The sequence below is a fragment of the Enterobacter sp. SES19 genome (assembly GCF_011765665.1).
In the GTDB taxonomy this organism is placed as follows: domain Bacteria; phylum Pseudomonadota; class Gammaproteobacteria; order Enterobacterales; family Enterobacteriaceae; genus Enterobacter; species Enterobacter pseudoroggenkampii.
Genome location: NZ_CP050320.1, coordinates 218,061 through 237,310 on the forward strand (window position 1 = coordinate 218,061; position 19,250 = coordinate 237,310).

Sequence of the window (19,250 nt, forward strand, 5' to 3'; positions counted from 1 at the left end):
CATTGTCCAAATGTCTTCGTTTGGAAAATTCTGAGTTTTATTCCGCAGGCTTGTCGGGAGGCCACGAGATTCGCAGAATGCCGGACCATAATCTATAAAAGCGTTGATACTAAAAATAACAGCCACTGACCAGGGCGGTAATAAAAATGATGATGAAGCGTGTGGCGTCACTCTTTCTGCTGTTGATCCTGGCGGGATGCAGTGCGCCACAGGAAGCCCCTGTGCAAAAAGCGCAGCAGGGTAAAATGAGCCCGGAACGTTCACTGAATATGGAAGCGCTCTGTAAAGATCGGGCTGCTCGCCGCTATAACTCGGACGTGCAGAAAATTGACGTTACCGGCTTCGAACGTTTTCAGGGCAGCTATGAGCTGCGGGGCCATACGTCGCGCAAAGAGGGCTTTGTCTGCTCGTTTGATGCGGACGGCCAGTTTTTACACCTCTCCATGCGTTAGTCTGCTCGTATAATCAACAGCCAGACGCCGTCAGCGTTCTGGCTGGAAGGCTTATTTCCCAATTTTCCCTAAACAACCCCGTTTCGTACTGTATATCTTGCAGCCAGCGGGTATACTGGTCCCTTCCATTTAAAACCACACGTATCCAGCACGAAATACTATGCAAAAGTTTGATACCAAGACCTTCCAGGGCCTGATCCTGACCTTACAGGATTACTGGGCTCGTCAGGGCTGTACCATTGTTCAACCTTTGGACATGGAAGTCGGCGCCGGCACTTCACACCCGATGACCAGCTTACGCGCGTTGGGTCCAGAGCCAATGGCGACTGCTTATGTGCAGCCTTCCCGTCGTCCGACCGATGGTCGTTACGGTGAGAACCCGAACCGTCTGCAGCATTACTATCAGTTCCAGGTGGTGATTAAGCCATCACCCGACAACATTCAGGAACTGTACCTCGGATCGCTGAAAGAGCTGGGTATGGATCCAACCATCCACGACATCCGTTTCGTGGAAGATAACTGGGAAAACCCAACGCTGGGTGCCTGGGGTCTGGGTTGGGAAGTGTGGCTGAACGGCATGGAAGTGACCCAGTTCACCTACTTCCAGCAGGTGGGTGGTCTGGAATGTAAGCCGATCACCGGTGAAATCACCTACGGTCTGGAACGTCTGGCGATGTACATTCAGGGCGTAGACAGCGTTTACGACCTGGTCTGGAGCGACGGCCCGCTGGGTAAAACCACCTACGGCGACGTGTTCCATCAGAACGAAGTGGAGCAATCCACCTATAACTTCGAATACGCGGACGTGGACTTCCTGTTCACCTGCTTCGAGCAGTACGAGAAAGAAGCGCAGCAGCTGCTGGCGCTGGAGACTCCGCTGCCGCTGCCTGCCTACGAGCGTATTCTGAAGGCCGCCCACAGCTTCAACCTGCTGGACGCCCGCAAAGCCATCTCCGTGACTGAACGTCAGCGCTACATCCTGCGTATTCGTACCCTGACCAAAGCCGTTGCAGAAGCTTACTACGCGTCCCGTGAAGCCCTTGGCTTCCCGATGTGCAACCGAAACAAATAAGAGGCGGCCATGTCTGAGAAAACTTTCCTGGTGGAAATCGGCACCGAAGAGCTGCCACCAAAAGCCCTGCGCAGCCTGGCTGAATCTTTCGCTGCGAACGTGACTGCCGAGCTGGATAACGCTGGCCTGGCACACGGTAACATTGAGTGGTTTGCTGCACCGCGCCGTCTGGCGCTGAAAGTGGCAAATCTGGCGGCGTCTCAGCCGGATCGCGAGGTCGAAAAACGTGGCCCGGCGATTGCCCAGGCGTTTGACGCGGAAGGCAAACCGAGCAAAGCGGCTGAAGGCTGGGCGCGCGGCTGCGGCATCACCGTCGATCAGGCCGAGCGTCTGACCACGGATAAAGGCGAGTGGCTGCTGTACCGTGCGCACGTGAAGGGCGAAAGCGCGGAAGCGCTGCTGCCGGACATGATTGCCACGTCTCTGGCGAAGCTGCCGATTCCTAAGCTGATGCGCTGGGGCGCGTCTGACGTGCACTTCGTGCGTCCGGTTCACACCGTGACCCTGCTGCTGGGTGACACCGTTATTCCGGCCACCATTCTGGGCGTGGCGTCCGATCGCGTGATCCGCGGCCACCGCTTTATGGGCGAGCCTGAGTTCACTATCGACAATGCCGACCAGTATCCGCAAATCCTGCTGGAGCGCGGTAAAGTTATTGCCGACTACGAACAGCGTAAAGCCAAAATCAAAGCGGACGCCGAAGAAGCGGCGCGCCAGATTGGCGGTAACGCCGACCTGAGCGAAAGCCTGCTGGAAGAAGTGACCTCTCTGGTTGAATGGCCGGTTGTGCTGACCGCGAAGTTTGAAGAGAAATTCCTGGCCGTACCGGCTGAAGCGCTGGTGTACACCATGAAGGGTGACCAGAAGTACTTCCCGGTCTATGCCAACGACGGCAAGCTGCTGCCAAACTTCATCTTTGTGGCGAACATCGAATCGAAAGATCCGATCCAGATTATCTCCGGTAACGAGAAAGTGGTGCGCCCACGTCTGGCGGATGCCGAGTTCTTCTTCAATACCGACCGTAAAAAACGTCTGGAAGATAACCTGCCGCGCCTGCAGACCGTGCTGTTCCAGCAGCAGCTGGGTACTCTGCGCGACAAGACCGACCGTATCGCGGAGCTGTCCGGCTGGATTGCCCGTGAAATTGGTGCGGACGTTAACCACGCGACGCGTGCGGGTCTGCTGTCCAAGTGCGACCTGATGACCAACATGGTGTTCGAATTTACCGACACCCAGGGCGTGATGGGCATGCACTACGCGCGTCACGATGGCGAAGCGGAAGACGTGGCTGTGGCCCTGAACGAGCAGTATCAGCCGCGCTTTGCGGGTGACGAACTGCCGTCCAACCCGGTTGCCTGTGCCGTAGCGATTGCCGATAAGATGGACACCCTGGCGGGTATCTTTGGTATCGGTCAGCATCCGAAAGGCGACAAAGACCCGTTTGCGCTGCGTCGTGCTGCGCTCGGCGTGCTGCGTATCATCGTTGAGAAGAACCTGAACCTGGATCTGCAGACCCTGACCGAAGAAGCGGTGCGTCTGTACGGCGACAAGCTGACCAACGCGAACGTGGTGGATGACGTGATCGACTTCATGCTCGGTCGTTTCCGTGCGTGGTATCAGGACGAAGGTTACACCGTTGACACCATTCAGGCGGTGCTGGCGCGTCGTCCGACCCGTCCGGCTGATTTCGATGCGCGTATGAAGGCGGTTTCCCACTTCCGTACGCTGGAAGCAGCATCTGCCCTGGCCGCGGCCAACAAGCGTGTATCCAACATTCTGGCGAAATCCGACGAGACGCTGAACGAGCGCGTAAACGCCGCGACGCTGAAAGAGCCGGAAGAGATCGCCCTGGCGATGCAGGTTGTGGTGCTGCGCGACAAGCTCGAGCCGTACTTCGCGGAAGGTCGCTACCAGGAAGCGCTGGTGGAGCTGGCCGAGCTGCGTGACGTTATCGACGCCTTCTTCGAGAAAGTGATGGTAAACGTAGAAGATAAAGAGCTGCGTATTAACCGTCTCTCTATGCTCGAGAAACTGCGTGAGCTGTTCCTGCGCGTGGCGGATATTTCGCTGCTGCAGTAATGTGCCCGTTGTGACAAATGCTAAAAACCCGCTTCGGCGGGTTTTTTTATGGTGTGTTGCTGAAAATTTAACCTTGAAATGGTCAACCCATTACCGCTATCCTTATCCCCGTTAACTTTCTCGCGCTGGAGCACCCCCCAAAAATGAACAAACACGACTGATGAATTTCGATCCTTGCTAAACGCCATCGCGTCGGCAGGGGATGTTTTGATTTCATTCAGGAGTGCTTATGGCTCATTTTGCGCAGTCCCCTTCTTTTATTTTGCATCAGGTCACCTGTCAGTTTCCGACGGGCGATATTCTTTTTGGTCCGCTGAATCTCACGCTGGAACCCTCCCTGTGCGCGCTGGTTGGCCGCAACGGTAGCGGGAAAACGCGTCTGCTGCGTCTGCTGGCGGGGATGGAAGAACCGGCTACCGGTCATATTGAACGCTTTGGCTCGCATGCCTGGGTGGCGCAGCAGCACGTTATTTCGCCGCAGACGACGCTGGCTGAACTGCTCGGGTATGACGCGATTTTTAAGGCGCGTAAGCGCATCGACAGCGGCGATTACCAGCCTGACGATCTGGCGTTGCTCGATGGCCACTGGGATGTCGCCGAGCGCCTGAGCGAGGCGTTTATGAATGCGCAGCTCCCACCGTTTGATCCGGATAAGCCCGCCATTGAACTCAGCGGCGGTGAGCGCATTCGCGCCCTGCTGTGTGGGGCGTTTACGGCGAAAGCGGATTTCCTGCTGCTGGACGAACCCACTAACCATCTGGATCGACAAGGCCGGGCGTGGTTCTGCGACCAGTTGAGTCGTTTTCAGGGCGGCGTGCTGGTAGCCTCCCATGACCGCGAACTTCTGGAGCAGGTGCCGCGTATCCTTGAACTGAGCGCCTCGGGTCTGCGCAGCTACGGCGGGAATTATGCGGATTATCAAACCCAGCGCGATGCCGAACAGCAGGCGGCCCGCGCGGCGCTGGAGCATGCTGCAACCGAGCGAAAACGCACTCGGGTACGCATGCAAAAAGAGCATGACGACAGCCAGCGGCGTTCGGCAAAGACATTGCGCACCGTCGATACCCTGAATATCGCGTCGTTCGAGCGGGTCAAATATAAAGGCGCGGCAAAGGAGCGGATCGGCTCCTGGAAAAAACAGCACAGCGAGCAAAATGAAGCGCTGAACGCCGCGGTTAACAAGGCGCGTGAACGCGTTGAAGACGATAACCCGGTCATGTTCACCCTGCCGGGGAGTCAGATCCCGGAGGGGAAGCAGGTATTGGTGCTGGAGGATCTGGTGCTGCCGCATGTGCCTGTTCCTCCGCTCAACTGGCGGATGGATGGACCGATGCGCGTGGCGTTAAAGGGGCCGAACGGCTGCGGCAAATCGACGCTGTTAAAAACCCTCCTCGGCGAGATTGCTCCCCGTTCGGGTACCTGTAAGGTATCCGTCAGCTGCGCTTATCTCGACCAACATCTGTCCCGGCTCGATCTTTCGCAGTCGGTCATGACGCATCTCAACCTGAATCATACGCCTCTGGAAGAGGGGGTATTGCGAACCCGTCTGGCGCAGCTTCAACTGGGAGCTGACAAAGTGATGCTCCCGCTGGCGGAGCTCAGCGGCGGCGAGCGTCTTAAGGCCGCCCTGGCCTGCGTGCTGTGGCGCGCGGAGTCCACGCAGCTTCTGCTGCTGGATGAACCGACCAACCATCTGGATCTGGCCTCGGTCCAGGCCATTGAAGCCGCGCTGGCCGGTTTCCCCGGGGCTCTGCTGGTGGTATCACACGATGAGGCTTTTCTAAGAGGATTAACATTAACGCATGAGCTGGTGTGGGAAGAGGCGGGCTGGCGTTGTGATAGCCTTTAAAACACAAGCCCCCGCAAAGGCGGGGGCATTCAATCTTCACTACGCTATCTGTTTGCTGAGTGCAGGGTTGGCCTGAATCAGGCGCATCAGCCTTAACTCGGTTGGGGTGGGTTTCTCTCGTTTTGACTCCCACTCCTGCACCATAGCCACGCTGACACCCATCGCTCTGGCGAATTCTTCCGTTTTCAGTCCTGTCCCTTTGCGCAATTGCTCATATTCTGTAAAGGGATTGGATTTTTGTTGCAGGGTAATCGTCTGCGGTACATCTTTAAAAATGATCTGTTCCAGACTGCTCAGCAGTTCAAACTCAGGATCTTTATATTCCATTGAGGACTCCTCTTAAATCTCACATCGTGATCAAGAACATCAGAGAGCCAATTAAGAATAGTCCCTAATACCAACCCAGGATCGTCACGGGTGTGATTAATCGTGCGGTAACGATCGCTGTATCCGATTCAGCAATATGGATAGTTATGCTAATTCCCTGATTAGTCATATGTCGGCTTCGCCAGGTATTTTTTTGTAAATGGTAAGAAATAAATCGGCAATAGCCGTTTTGCATGAAAAGAGTATCTTGCAAGGCTGACCTGGACTATCCTTGTCAGCGTCGGGCACGCGTGTGCCGGTGTGCGCTTTTTTGGGTGAAAGGAGTAATAAAATGGCGACAGGAAAGTCCTGCTCTCGCTGGTTTGCGCCTATTGCGGCGTTGTTGATGGTTGTTAGCCTGAGTGGGTGTTTTGATAAAGAAGGCGATCAGCGCAAAGCGTTTATCGATTTTCTGCAGAATACAGTGATGCGCAGCGGCGAACGGTTGCCGACGCTGACTGCGGATCAGAAAAAACAGTTTGGCCCCTTCGTGTCCGATTACGCCATTCTATATGGTTATTCACAGCAGGTGAGCCAGGCGATGGATTCCGGTATCCGTCCCGTGGTGGATAGCGTGAACGCCATTCGCGTTCCGCAGGATTATATGACGCAGCGTGAACCGCTTCGCCAGTCCAACGGTGCGCTTGGCGTGCTGAGCCAGCAGTTGCAGAATGCGAAAATGCAGGCTGACGCGTCACGTTCTGCGCTGAAGCAGGGCGACGATCTCAAACCGGTCTTCGACAAAGTGTATGAGAAAGTGGTGACCAAGCCGTCTGAAGCGCTGCAACCGCTGATCCCGGCCGCGCAAATCTTCACGCAGCAGCTGGTCCAGGTGGGTGACTTTATCGCCCAGCAGAATACGCAGGTGAGCTTTGTTGCCAACGGTATTCAGTTCCCGACCTCGCAGCAGGCAAGCCAGTACAATACGCTGATTGGGCCGCTGGCCTCCCAGCATCAGGCCTTTAGCCAGGCCTGGAGTGCCGCAGTCACTGCCACAGAATAAACCGAAAAACCCCGCTTCTGGCGGGGTTTTTTATGCATAGCGAAAATAACGCTTGTCATTCCTCTACCACATCGGTATAACTATCCCCGTCGGTTTGTTACACAGACCTAAAGCAGTTTAGTAAAGCAGTCCAGATTGTTATCCATAGATACCCTTCGTTGTGACCCTTCCTTCATCGCTTAAAAATCTGTAACGCAATCCATCAAGCCGGAAGGCACAATATATTTGTTAATAAGGTAATTTCTATGTCTGCTAAAATGACTGGTCTGGTTAAATGGTTCAACGCTGATAAAGGTTTCGGCTTCATCACTCCTGACGATGGCTCTAAAGACGTGTTCGTACACTTCTCTGCTATCCAGAACGATGGCTACAAATCTCTGGACGAAGGTCAGAAAGTGTCCTTCACCATCGAAAGCGGCGCTAAAGGCCCAGCAGCTGGTAACGTTGTAAGCCTGTAAGCTTCCAACCCAGTAGCACAAAATTCAAAAACCCGCCTTCTGGCGGGTTTTTTCGTTTCTATCGTTGCACCTGCGGGTTCACGCAGTTTATCTCCACCTTTCCGCTAAGGGCGGCGATGAGATTATCGACCGCAGTGGCCGCCATGTTGTAGCGCGTCTCATGGGTGGCTGAGCCGATGTGCGGCAACGCAACCACGTTAGGCAGCGAAAGCAGTGGCGAATCCACCGGCAGCGGCTCCTGCTCAAAGACGTCCAGACCTGCTGCATGGATCTCACCGTTCTGCAGGGCCTCAATCAGCGCCTTCTCATCTACCACCGGGCCACGACCCGCGTTGATGAAAATGGCTGACTGCTTCATTTTCTTAAACGCTTCTTTGCCAATCAGATGACGGGTTTCGTCCGTCAGCGGCAGGACAAGGCAGACAAAATCGGCCTCCTGCAGCAGGGTATCCAGCTCGCAGTAACGGGCGTTGAAGCGTTCTTCGGCTTCACTATGGTGGCGACGCGCGTTATACAGAATCGGCATGTTAAAACCAAAATGCGCGCGCTGCGCCAGTGCCAGCCCGATACGCCCCATACCGACAATGCCCAGCGTTTTACCGTGAACGTCCACGCCGAACCAGTCCGGACCAATGCTTTTTGTCCACTCGCCCGCTTTGACGCGCTCGGCGACTTCCACTACGCGACGGGCCGTGGTGAGCATCAGCGCCATCAGCGTGTCAGCCACGGTTTCCGTCAGGGCATGCGGCGTATGCATCAGCAGGATCTTGCGGACGTTAAGGGCGTCCACATCAAAGTTGTCGTAACCCACGGAAACAGTAGAGGTAGCACGAAGCTTCGGCATTTTCTCCAGCAGGGCGACATCCACTTTCTCGCTTGAACCCAGCAGGCCTTCGGCGCTGGCGAACGCGTCGGCGTGCTGTGCCACGGTTTCCGGGCGCAGGTTCTTCACCTGGGTGACGGTGAAGTGTTCTTCAAGACGTTTCTGCAGATCTTCCGGCAGTGCTTTATACAAAATGACGGACGGCTTCATGCTAATCTCCGTTGATTTTTAAGGATTCAGGCGTGTCGAGCGCCGACAGGGTGTTGTTGATTATTAGCAGGCTTAACAACCAGAGTAAGCCACACCGAGGCGAAAAGCGCCACCCCCATAAAGACGTACGATGCGGACGGACTGCCGGTAGCACCGTTCAGGTAACCGACGAACCAGGAGCCGCAGAACGAGCCCAGTGCACCCATGCTGTTAATCAATGCCATTGCACCACCCGCAACGTTACGCGGCAGCATCTCCGGGATGATGGCAAAGAACGGTCCGTAAGGGGCGTACATGGCCGCACCGGCAATCACCAGCAGGGTATAAGAGGCCCAGAAATGGTTTGCGCCCACGGCCCAGGAGCCAATAAAGGCGAAGGCAGCAATCAGCAGCAGCGGCCAGACAAACAGCTTGCGGTTCTGCAGCTTGTCCGACGCCCAGGAGACGATAATCATCGCGATGGTTGCCGCCAGATACGGTACGGATGACAGCCAGCCTACTTCGACCATGCCGAGGTTTTCACCGCCGCTGCGGATAATGGACGGCAGCCACAGCACAAAACCGTACACGCCAATGCTCCAGGTAAAGTACTGCGCGCAGAGCAGGATTACGTTACGCGAGCGGAAGGCTTCACCATAGTTACGTACCGCCTTCAGACCTTGCTGTTCTTTGTCCAGCTGCGCCTGCAGCGCCGCTTTTTCATCTTCGGAAAGCCATTTCGCCTGGGCAGGTTTATCTTTCACCAGCACCCACCAGCAGAAGGCCCAGATAATCGCCGGCACCCCTTCGATGATAAACATTTCGCGCCAGCCGAAGGACTGGATCAGGTAGCCGGACACCACCGACATCCACAGTACCGTGACCGGGTTACCGAGGATCAGGAAGGTATTCGCGCGCGAGCGTTCAGATTTGGTAAACCAGTTGCTGATGTAGATCAGCATCGCGGGCATAACCGCCGCCTCAACGACGCCGAGGATAAAGCGAATGGCGGCCAGGGCAGGAATATTGTTCACCATGCCGGTCAGTGACGCGCAGGCGCCCCACAGGATCAGACAGATGAAGATCAGCTTACGCACGCTGCGGCGTTCCGCATAAATCGCGCCGGGGATCTGGAAGAAGAAGTAGCCCAGGAAGAAAAGGGCACCCAGCAGGGAGGAGATTCCTTTGGTGATGCCAAGGTCCTCTGTGATCCCGGCCGCGGACGCGAAGCTGAAGTTGGCACGGTCAAGGTACGCCAGGCTGTACGTGATAAACACGATTGGCATGATGTACCACCAGCGTTTTACTGCATTGGTCGAACTGTTCATAGGCTTGCCTCTGTTGTTGAGGTTGTTACCGCCGTTGTCTGTAGGGTACACGGTGGTTTGTTTTGTTGAGTGCGATTTATGCCCCCTCACCCTAACCCTCTCCCCAGAGGGGCGGGGTGAGGGGAATGTTTATTCGTTAAGCTCTGCTCGGGTGGGTAATCCTTCGCTGTCGCCCTGCACCTGAATGGCCAGCGAGCCAATCTTGTTGCCCCGCGCGACGGCCTGCTGCAGCGTTTTGCCTTCCAGCAGGGCGCTAATTACGCCGACGGCAAAACCGTCGCCCGCGCCGACCGTGTCGACAACGTTCTCAACCTTCACCGCCGCGACCGCGCCCTGTTCGCCGTTGGCCGTCTTGAACCATGCGCCATCGGCACCGGTCTTCAGCACTACCGCTTTTACCCCTTTATTCAGATAGAAATCAGCAATGCCTTCCGGCGTATTTTCACCCGTCAGGATCATCCCTTCTTTCAGCCCCGGCAGAACCCAGTCCGCTCTGAACGCCAGACGGTTCAGTTTCTCGACCATTTCCGCTTCGCTTTTCCACAGCACCGGACGCAGGTTAGGATCGAACGAGATCGTTTTTCCCTGGGCTTTCAGAGTGGCTGCCGCATGATCCAACAGTTCATACGAGCTGGCAGAGAGCGCTGCCGCCACGCCGCTCAGGTGCAGGTGGCGCGCGGAGGCGAAATAGTCTGCGTGGTAATCCGCAACAGAGAGGTGGCTTGCGGCCGATCCTTTGCGGAAATACTCCACAATGGGATCGGTTCCATTTTCGACCTTGGATTTAAGCTGAAACCCGGTAGGGAAGCGTCCGTCAAGGGTCACGCCTGCGGCATCGATACCCTCTTTTTTCAGCGAATCGAGAACGAAATGGCCAAAGCTGTCATCCCCCACGCGGCTGACCCAGCCCACGTTCAGGCCGAGACGCGCCAGGCCGGTCGCGACGTTGAGCTCTGCGCCTGCGACGCGCTTGATAAAGTGCTCTACCGCGCTCAGTTCGCCCGTTTCAGTGGCGACAAACATCGCCATGGCTTCGCCGATCGTGATGACATCCAGCGTCTTGTGCATGATTTACTCCTCGCGCAGCAGGTTGACGTAATGGCGGGTAACGGCGGTTAAATCCGTCCCTTCCAGCGGGAACTCGATCCCGCGTGGGGCATCGGCAGGGAGCTGGCCGAGCAGATCCAGCCAGCGCGCATCGGCGTGGTCCGGTGCCACGGCGCGGAAGTTATCTTTATGCGGCACGGCGGCTTTAACGTGGATATAGCTCACCGCAGGGGCCAGATGACGTGCGGCTTCTTCAGGCGAATCGCCAACCCACAGCCAGTTGCCCATGTCGAAGGTCAGCGTGACGGGGAGCGCCATTTCCCGGCAAGCGGCCTGGAAGCGCTGCATGGGGGCGAGCTGTCCGCAGTCGGTCTGATCGTTCTCCACGACCAGCACCATGCCGCTTGCGTTCAGCAGGCTACGCAGGGCGTCGAGAGGCTGCGCGTCGCGGAAATGGCCGAGGGAAACCTTCAGCCACAGGGCGTTCAGGGTGCTGGCCTCAGAGAGATAGTGGGTCAGGTCCGGGTTGAGGGTGCCGTCGGGCATAAACAGGGCGGCGGGGGCGGAGTAGCACGCCAGCAGGCCGAGCAGCTCAATGGATTCTCCCAGCGCCGGCAGCGCCAGCAGCTCGTCGCTGCTGAACAGTTCCCGGCGGATCTCCACGCCGTCTGCCCCTGCGCCTGCAATAACGGGCAGCATCGCCCGCTGACCGCCCGCCTGTCGCACCTGTTCCGCACCGTACGCGGCGGTGACCACCATAATTTTCCTGCCCATCTTCGGACTCCATCGCAACATATCAATACTATTACGCTAGATGGAACCGGTTCCAAAGAAAAGGTCAGGATGTTGAATTTATGATCGCTATCACAAGGGAAATTTAACGTGCGGTGGAGCCGCGAACGATCAGCTCGCCGGAGAAGACCTGCTCGCGAACGGCATCGCTGGTGCCTTCAATACGACGAACCACTTGTTCAACAGCAGCATAGCCAATCTGCCAGGTGGGTTGTTTGAGTGTCGTAATGCCGACGCCGGCCAGCTCCGCCCACTCCAGCTCATCAAACCCCAGCAGACCGATATCGCTGCCCCAGTGCAGGCCAATACGCTTGAGCGAGCGGGCGACCTGGAGCGTCAGCGCTCCGTTGGCTGATATAACGGCTTTGCGCATCCCGCGATGGCGCGTGTGGAACTGACGCAGGGTGTTGTCGAGCTGCCCCGCCTCGTGAAGCGGCGTTTCGGCATTTTCGGCGATCACGCCGGGATATCGCTCCAGCGTGGTGCGAAATGCGCTCAGGCGCTCGCGACGGGTGTTGACCATCCCCAGCGGTTCACTCAGAAACAGAATGGCCTCGAAGCCCTGCTCAATCAGATGTTCGGTGGCGGTCGTGGCGGCCTGGGTGTTATCCAGCCCGACCACATCGCAGGCAAATTCCGGGATTTTACGGTCGATAAGGACCATCGGCAGGGAGGATTGCTGCAGGCGGTTTAACCCCTCTTCGCGCATGCCCACCGCGTTAACCACGATCCCTTCCACCTGATAGCTGCGCAGCAGGTCGAGGTAATGCAGCTCCTGATCGACTTCGTTGTTGGTATTACAGACCAGCGGCGTGAAACCCTTCTCGCGACAGGCGGCTTCAATACCGCTAAGCACGTTCACGGAATAGGGGTTGGTGATATCGGCGATGATAAGCCCGATAAGGCGGGTGCGACCGCGTTTAAGCCCGCGCGCCATGAGGCTGGGACGATAGTCGAGATCGGCAATGGCTTGTTCAATACGCGCCAGCAATGCGTCGGACAACAGGTGTTTCTCGCCATTGAGGTAGCGCGAAATGCTGGTTTTACCGGTTTTGGCGGCTTTCGCCACGTCGCTGATGGTGGCCCGGGCTGGTTTGCTCATCGCTGATTTCCCTGAATTTAGTGAGAATACCTTAGCGGGAAAATCGGACGAATCAAGTAATTTGCCCGGTGGCGCTGCGCTTACCTGGGGTGCGGTCTGGTGCCCTCACCCCAACCCTCTCCCACGGGGAGAGGGGGAAATGCGATTACTGAATTGGGCTTAACGTGATCTCAACGCGGCGGTTCTGCGCTTTGCCTTCCGCCGTGCTGTTGCTGGCGATAGGGTTGGCAGGGCCCATGCCGCTGGTGCGGATGCGGTTCGCTTCAACGCCCTGGGTGATCAGCGAGCTGGCCACGGCATCGGCGCGCTGCTGGGACAGACGCATGTTCAGATCCTGGCTGCCGGTGCTGTCGGTGTAGCCCATCACGTTTACAGCGGTCTTGTTGTACTCTTTCAGCACCATCGCCACGCCGGTCAGGGTATTCGCACCCGCCGGTTTCAGCGTTGCGCTGCTGCTGTCGAAGGTCACGTTGTTCGGCATGTTCAGGATGATGTTATCGCCGCTGCGCGTCACGCTCACGCCGGTTCCCTTCATTTTGTCGCGCAGCTTCGCTTCCTGCACGTCCATGTAATAGCCTACGCCGCCGCCAAGCGCTGCGCCTGCCGCTGCGCCAATCAGCGCGCCTTTGCCGCGGTCTTTCTTGGAGGAGGAGAGCGCCCCAACGCCTGCGCCGACTAGCGAGCCGATACCTGCGCCAATGCCGGATTTACCCGCTTCGCGTTCACCGGTGTAAGGGTTGGTTGTGCAGCCAGAAACAGCCAGGGCACCGCTCACCAGAGCGGCAATAACGAGTACGCGTTTTTTCATCTTCTTTCCTTAATCCTTTTTATTCTTTGCCACGGCGAGCGTGGCAGTTGATTATGACGTCCAGATACGGAGAAAATTCCGGGTATAACTCTGAAATTTGTGACAAACCATAAACTGCCTCAGCAAGAAGGCCGTAAAACCTGCACGCAACCAGGAGCGCACGCTTGAGCACCTCAACGAAAACCATTCTGACCGCCGCCCACTGGGGACCGATGCTGGTCGAAACTGATGGCGAAAATGTTCTGTCGTCCCGCGGGGCACTGCCAACCCAACATCCCAACTCGTTACAGACCGTCGTTCGCGATCAGGTGCATAGCAAAACGCGCGTGCGCTGGCCGATGGTGCGTAAAGGTTTTCTGGCCTCGCCGGACAAGCCGCAGGGAGTTCGCGGTCAGGATGAGTTTGTTCGCGTGAGCTGGGATGACGCGCTGGCGCTTATCCACGCCCAGCACAAGCGCATTCGCGACAGTTACGGTCCGTCGTCCATTTTCGCCGGGTCCTACGGCTGGCGTTCTAACGGGGTTCTGCATAAGGCTTCAACGCTGCTGCAGCGCTATATGAGCCTGGCGGGAGGCTATACCGGTCATCTGGGGGATTACTCCACCGGTGCGGCGCAGGCGATCATGCCGTACGTCGTGGGGGGGAACGAAGTGTACCAGCAGCAGACCAGCTGGCCGCTGGTGCTGGAGCATACCGATGTGGTCGTGCTCTGGAGCGCTAACCCCCTTAACACATTGAAAATTGCCTGGAATGCCAGCGACGAGCAAGGCATTGGGTATTTCGACGCGCTGCGCAAAAGCGGCAAGCGCATCATCTGCATTGACCCCATGCGCTCTGAAACCATGGATTTCTTCGGCGACAGCGCCGAGTGGATTGCCCCCCATATGGGCACCGACGTGGCAATGATGCTGGGTATCGCCCATACGCTGGTCGAAAACGGCTGGCACGATGTCGAATTCCTGACGCGCTGTACCACCGGCTTCGATAAATTCGCCGACTACCTGACGGGCCAGTCCGATGGGGTGGCGAAAACGGCAGAGTGGGCAGCAGCGATTTGTGGCGTTACAGCGGAAAAACTCCGCGAACTGGCGGCGTTGTTCCATAAAAACACCACGATGTTAATGTCCGGCTGGGGGATGCAGCGCCAGCAGTTTGGCGAGCAAAAACACTGGATGCTGGTGACCCTTGCCGCGATGCTTGGGCAGATCGGTACGCCGGGCGGCGGTTTTGGTCTCTCCTATCATTTTGCCAATGGCGGTAACCCCACGCGTAAAGCGGCGGTGCTGGCGTCTCTGCAAGGCTCGGTGCAGGGCGGCGTGGATGCTGTGGATAAAATCCCGGTGGCGCGTATTGTTGAAGCCCTGGAGAATCCGGGCGGTTTTTATCAGCACAACGGTCTGGACCGCCACTTCCCGGATATTAAATTTGTCTGGTGGGCGGGCGGGTCGAACTTCACGCACCATCAGGATACCAACCGCCTGATCCGCGCCTGGCAAAAGCCGGAGCTGGTGGTGATTTCAGAGTGCTTCTGGACCGGCTCGGCTAAGCATGCAGATATTGTGCTGCCGGCGACCACCTCGTTTGAGCGTAACGATCTCACCATGACCGGCGACTACAGCAACCAGCATATGGTCCCGATGAAGCGCGTAGTGGCCCCGCGAGATGAAGCACGTGATGATTTTGACGTGTTTGCTGAACTGAGCGAGCTGTGGGAAGCGGGCGGTCGCGCGCGTTTTACCGAAGGGAAAAGCGATCTGCAATGGCTGGAGACCTTCTACCAGATTGCCGGACAGCGCGGCGCGGCGCAGGGCGTGACGCTTCCGCCCTTTGCTGAGTTCTGGGAGGCGAACCAGATCGTCGAGATGCCGGAGAGTGAACAGAACGCGAAGTTTGTCCGTTTTGCCGATTTCCGCCGCGACCCCGAGAACCACCCGCTGAAAACCGAGAGCGGAAAGATTGTGATCCACAGCGAGCGCATCGCCAGCTTTGGCTATGCCGACTGCCCGCCACACCCTATGTGGCTTGAGCCGGACGAGTGGCATGGTAACGCCCAGCCGGAGCAGCTGCAGGTGTTGTCAGCGCATCCCGCGCACCGTTTGCACAGCCAGCTTAACTATACCTCTCTGCGCGAGCGGTATGCGGTCGCCGGGCGAGAGCCGATCACGCTGAATACCCTCGATGCGCAAGCCCGCGGGATTGCGGACGGCGACGTGGTGCGCGTCTGGAACTCGCGCGGGCAGGTGCTGGCAGGGGCGGTGGTGAGCGACGGGATTAAACAGGGCGTGATCTGTATTCATCAGGGCGCATGGCCTGACCTTGAGCTTGCCGAAGGCGGTATCTGTAAAAACGGGGCGGTTAACGTGCTGACCAAAGATCTCCCCAGCTCGAAGCTGGGGAACGGTTGCGCAGGGAATACGGCCCTGGCCTGGGTCGAGAAATATCAGGGGCCCGCGCTTACCTTAACGGCGTTTGATCCGCCTGCCAGCTCATGATCCACGTCGGGTGCTGGGTGTCATCCTGCCAGGCGCTGTCTTCAATGCGAAAGCCCTGCGCATGGTAGAAGTTCACCGCCCGAACATTTTTCTGGTACACCTCCAGGCTTAAGTGCGGGAAGCGCTGTTGAACATAGTTCAGCAGCGCGCGCCCGATGCCTTTCCCGATGCATGACGGTGCGACAAACAGCGCGCCGACAAACTGAGACTGCATCACGCTGATAAATCCGCAAGGTTTGCCATCCTGTTCCCAGACCCAGGTTTCGGCTGACGGCAGGTAAACATCCCGCACCATGGCCTCGTTCTCTTTCCAGTAACCCGGCTCGATAAACGGATGTGCTTCCGTGGTGCTTTCAAGCCACAGGCTCAGAAGCGGCGCGGTATTTTCACTTTGCCATTTGCGGATCATGATGGCCTCCCGGATGACAGAAGCAGCCGGTAACGTGGTCGTTGACCAGGCCACAGGCCTGCATAAAGGCGTAGCAGATGGTGGAGCCGACAAACTTAAAGCCGCGTTTTTTCAGGGCCTTCGAGAGCGCATCCGAGGCCGGGGTGGAGGCCGGGATTTCCGCGAGCGTGGCGGCCTGGGTAACCTGTGGATCGTTGTTCACAAACGTCCAGACAAAATCTGAAAATGATTCGCCGTTTTGCTCCATCGCCAGATAAGCGCGTGCGTTACCGATGATGGCCTGGATCTTACCGCGATGGCGGATGATGCCGGCATCCTGCACCAGTCGCTCGACGTCCTCATCGGTCATCGCAGCGACGGCGACAGGATCGAACTGGTGAAAGGCGTTGCGATAGTTTTCGCGTTTTTTCAATACCGTAATCCACGATAACCCCGCCTGCTGGCCCTCCAGGCAGATCATCTCAAAGAGCTTTTTGCCATCCGTTTCGGGCACGCCCCATTCCCGATCGTGATAGTCGATATAAAGCTGATCCTGGCTCACCCAACCGCAACGTTCCATCCGTCATCTCCCTTATTGATACTGATTTCGCAAAAATTTCGTTCTGACTGGCTTGACGTGTTTACTATAAAGACAATAGTTAATACAGGGCTATATGCTCTCTAAAGTCTTCCTGAATAACGACAAATATCGCCGAATTCGGCTCTCTCTGGGGTCGCGTTGATGATGATAAAAAAAATCAGTGGTCGCCATGCTGCTTCTGGCCTGGTGGGAATTTCAGCCTGCCTGTTTTTTTGTAATACGGCGTCTGCCTGGCAACAGGAATATATCGTTTCAGACGCCCAAAATAATACGGCGGAACGCTATACATGGGACGCGGATCACCAACCGCGTTATGAGGATATTCTTGCGGAGCGTATCCAGTCTTCGCAAAACGCGCCAGGTCTTGCCCTGAATATTCCGTCAGGCAGCACCACGGAGGGGGCGATGAGCGTGGGCTGGAATTTTCCGGTTTCAGCGCGTATCACCACCGGGCCGGTAGTGGCGTGGCGGTACGATGGCACGGCTCCGATGATGATCAACGAGTTTGGTGATGGCGCGTCGACGCAGGCGCTCACCGACCCGCTCTGGCATGCCAGCGTCAGCACGCTGGGGTGGCGTGTGAATACCCAGTACGGCGATCTCCGTCCCTGGGCGCAGATCAGCTATAACCAGCAGTTTGGTGAAAACCAGTGGAAATCGCAGTTTGGCATGCCGCAAACGCCAGCCCCTGCCCAAAACGGTAGCTGGATGGATGTCACCGTGGGAACGGATATTCCATTTAATACGCACATGGCGGCGTATGCGTCGCTGGCTCAGGGGGAACACACCTCCACCGGTGAGGAGTTTTTATACACCCTTGGCGTCAGCGCAAATTTCTAGAGTTGTTACTTTTTTAAACGTTACGATAACATCTCGAATACAACAACCACGGGCCTTACAGCGATAGCAGATACTAACACGCTATCGCTTTATTCCCATGCCAGGTCATTCATTCCCGATTCCAGGCATTTCATTCCGTTCCGCCTGCATTTCATGCCGTTTTACCCCAGGCATATTAAGGTTTTGTTTATCGTTGTCCTCAGCGAACTTCCTTAATTTCTCTTGCAGGACAACTGCCATGAACACACCAACTTATAACCGCACGCGCTGGCTCACGCTCTTTGGTACCATCGTCACCCAGTTTGCGCTGGGGTCGGTCTATACCTGGAGCCTGTTTAACAGCGCGCTTTCCGACAAACTCGGCGCCCCGGTCAGCCAGGTCGCGTTCTCCTTTGGTCTGCTGAGCCTGGGTCTGGCGATTTCGTCTTCCGTCGCGGGCAAGCTGCAGGAGCGTTTTGGCGTGAAGCGCGTGACCATGGCGTCCGGCATTCTGCTGGGGCTGGGCTTTTTCCTGACGGCGCATTCCAGCAACCTGATGATGCTGTGGCTGAGCGCCGGCGTGCTGGTGGGGCTGGCCGATGGCGCGGGGTACCTGCTGACGCTGTCAAACTGCGTGAAGTGGTTCCCGGAACGTAAAGGCTTAATTTCCGCGTTTGCCATTGGTTCTTACGGCTTGGGTAGCCTCGGGTTCAAATTTATCGACTCTCACCTGCTGGCGTCCGTTGGCCTCGAAAAAACCTTTATGATCTGGGGCGCAATTGTTCTGGTGATGATTCTGTTCGGCTCCACGCTGATGAAAGATGCGCCGCAGCAGGAGGTTAAATCCGTGAACGGCGTGGTGGAGAACGACTTTACCCTCGCGCAGTCCATGCGTAAGCCACAGTACTGGATGCTGGCGGTGATGTTCCTGACGGCCTGCATGAGCGGTCTGTATGTCATCGGCGTGGCGAAAGATATCGCGCAGGGGATGGTGAAACTGGATGCAGCCACGGCGGCCAACGCGGTGACCGTGATTTCCATTGCTAACCTCTCGGGTCGTCTCGTCCTCGGTATTCTGTCTGACAAAATTGCCCGCATCCGCGTGATTACGATTGGGCAGGTGGTTTCGCTGGTCGGTATGGCGGCGCTGCTGTTCGCTCCGCTGAATGAAGCCACCTTCTTCGCGGCGATTGCCTGCGTGGCCTTTAACTTCGGCGGCACCATTACCGTCTTCCCGTCACTGGTGAGCGAGTTCTTTGGCCTGAACAATCTGGCGAAAAACTACGGCGTTATCTATCTGGGCTTCGGGATCGGCAGTATCTGCGGCTCGCTGATTGCCTCCCTGTTCGGCGGGTTCTACGTGACCTTCTGCGTGATATTTGCCTTGCTGATTATCTCCCTGGCGCTCTCGACCACGATTCGTCAGCCGCAGCGCGAAGTGTTCAAAGAGGTGCATGCTTAATGACGATGAAAAAGGCCGGTTATCCGGCCTTTTTCTTGTGTAAAAACTGATGATCTGGCTAAACCGTCTCGTTCTTAATTTTTTGTAAATATCTGTACCGATCACACACTCTGCTGCCAC

18 protein-coding genes are annotated in these 19,250 nt (G+C 56.8%); 9 read left to right on the top strand and 9 right to left on the bottom strand.

The features are described 5' to 3' along the window. The first annotated feature begins 146 nt into the window (after positions 1–146). The 4 genes from GXP72_RS00985 to GXP72_RS01000 all read left to right on the top strand — a co-directional run bounded on the left by GXP72_RS00985 (position 147) and on the right by GXP72_RS01000 (position 5,452). Positions 147–452, top strand: coding sequence for a YsaB family lipoprotein (locus tag GXP72_RS00985; RefSeq protein ID WP_024909071.1), 306 nt, complete (start codon positions 147–149; stop codon positions 450–452). Positions 453–612: 160 nt separating this feature from the next. After that, positions 613–1,524 (top strand): glycine--tRNA ligase subunit alpha, encoded by a 912-nt coding sequence (gene glyQ / locus GXP72_RS00990; protein ID WP_003860141.1) that lies wholly within the window; start codon positions 613–615, stop codon positions 1,522–1,524. Positions 1,525–1,533: 9 nt separating this feature from the next. Next, on the top strand, positions 1,534–3,603 hold the full coding sequence (gene glyS / locus GXP72_RS00995; protein WP_024909072.1) for a glycine--tRNA ligase subunit beta: 2,070 nt from the start codon (positions 1,534–1,536) through the stop codon (positions 3,601–3,603). 229 nt (positions 3,604–3,832) lie between these two features. Beyond that, on the top strand, positions 3,833–5,452 hold the full coding sequence (locus GXP72_RS01000; protein WP_090420455.1) for an ABC-F family ATP-binding cassette domain-containing protein: 1,620 nt from the start codon (positions 3,833–3,835) through the stop codon (positions 5,450–5,452). A 39-nt stretch (positions 5,453–5,491) separates the two neighbouring features. On the opposite strand, the gene GXP72_RS01005 is transcribed toward GXP72_RS01000, so the two are convergent. Then, positions 5,492–5,779 (bottom strand): HTH-type transcriptional regulator, encoded by a 288-nt coding sequence (locus tag GXP72_RS01005; protein WP_008502755.1) that lies wholly within the window; start codon positions 5,777–5,779, stop codon positions 5,492–5,494. A 331-nt stretch (positions 5,780–6,110) separates the two neighbouring features. Between GXP72_RS01005 and GXP72_RS01010 the strand changes: the two genes are divergently transcribed. Continuing rightward, positions 6,111–6,821, top strand: coding sequence for a DUF3053 domain-containing protein (locus GXP72_RS01010; protein WP_024909075.1), 711 nt, complete (start codon positions 6,111–6,113; stop codon positions 6,819–6,821). Positions 6,822–7,066: 245 nt separating this feature from the next. After that, positions 7,067–7,279: an RNA chaperone/antiterminator CspA gene (cspA, locus tag GXP72_RS01015; protein ID WP_003860775.1), complete on the top strand. Its 213-nt coding sequence runs from the start codon at positions 7,067–7,069 to the stop codon at positions 7,277–7,279. Positions 7,280–7,337: 58 nt separating this feature from the next. Here cspA and ghrB read toward each other — a convergent pair whose 3' ends face one another. The 6 genes from ghrB to GXP72_RS01045 form a co-directional block, all read right to left on the bottom strand. Then, a complete protein-coding gene (gene ghrB / locus GXP72_RS01020) occupies positions 7,338–8,312 on the bottom strand; it encodes a glyoxylate/hydroxypyruvate reductase GhrB (protein WP_090420459.1) in 975 nt (324 codons plus the stop codon). Positions 8,313–8,338: 26 nt separating this feature from the next. Then, positions 8,339–9,619 (bottom strand): MFS transporter, encoded by a 1,281-nt coding sequence (locus tag GXP72_RS01025; RefSeq protein WP_061716177.1) that lies wholly within the window; start codon positions 9,617–9,619, stop codon positions 8,339–8,341. A gap of 129 nt (positions 9,620–9,748) precedes the next feature. Further along, on the bottom strand, positions 9,749–10,687 hold the full coding sequence (locus GXP72_RS01030; protein WP_024909078.1) for a sugar kinase: 939 nt from the start codon (positions 10,685–10,687) through the stop codon (positions 9,749–9,751). Between the two features lie 3 nt (positions 10,688–10,690). Then, complete coding sequence (locus GXP72_RS01035) at positions 10,691–11,440, bottom strand: xylose isomerase (protein WP_032650802.1); 750 nt, start codon at positions 11,438–11,440, stop codon at positions 10,691–10,693. A 103-nt stretch (positions 11,441–11,543) separates the two neighbouring features. Further along, positions 11,544–12,560, bottom strand: coding sequence for a LacI family DNA-binding transcriptional regulator (locus GXP72_RS01040; RefSeq protein WP_109845849.1), 1,017 nt, complete (start codon positions 12,558–12,560; stop codon positions 11,544–11,546). A gap of 145 nt (positions 12,561–12,705) precedes the next feature. Further along, a complete protein-coding gene (locus tag GXP72_RS01045) occupies positions 12,706–13,368 on the bottom strand; it encodes an OmpA family lipoprotein (protein ID WP_024909080.1) in 663 nt (220 codons plus the stop codon). A gap of 212 nt (positions 13,369–13,580) precedes the next feature. Here GXP72_RS01045 and GXP72_RS01050 point away from each other — a divergent pair, with 212 nt between their 5' ends. Beyond that, a complete protein-coding gene (locus GXP72_RS01050; RefSeq protein WP_061716272.1) occupies positions 13,581–15,860 on the top strand; it encodes a molybdopterin guanine dinucleotide-containing S/N-oxide reductase in 2,280 nt (759 codons plus the stop codon). Here GXP72_RS01050 and GXP72_RS01055 read toward each other — a convergent pair. After that, positions 15,823–16,269, bottom strand: a complete 447-nt coding sequence (locus tag GXP72_RS01055) for an N-acetyltransferase (RefSeq protein WP_024909082.1) — start codon at positions 16,267–16,269, stop codon at positions 15,823–15,825. The genes GXP72_RS01050 and GXP72_RS01055 overlap by 38 nt on opposite strands. Next, entirely contained in the window at positions 16,247–16,828 is a 582-nt protein-coding gene (gene tag / locus GXP72_RS01060) for a DNA-3-methyladenine glycosylase I (protein ID WP_024909083.1), read from the bottom strand. The genes GXP72_RS01055 and tag overlap by 23 nt, the downstream gene beginning before the upstream one ends. A gap of 162 nt (positions 16,829–16,990) precedes the next feature. Here tag and GXP72_RS01065 point away from each other — a divergent pair, with 162 nt between their 5' ends. Both GXP72_RS01065 and GXP72_RS01070 read left to right on the top strand, forming a co-directional pair. Next, on the top strand, positions 16,991–17,689 hold the full coding sequence (locus GXP72_RS01065; RefSeq protein WP_024909084.1) for an autotransporter domain-containing protein: 699 nt from the start codon (positions 16,991–16,993) through the stop codon (positions 17,687–17,689). Positions 17,690–17,927: 238 nt separating this feature from the next. Next, entirely contained in the window at positions 17,928–19,130 is a 1,203-nt protein-coding gene (locus GXP72_RS01070; RefSeq protein WP_024909085.1) for an MFS transporter, read from the top strand. Positions 19,131–19,250 lie beyond the last annotated feature (120 nt).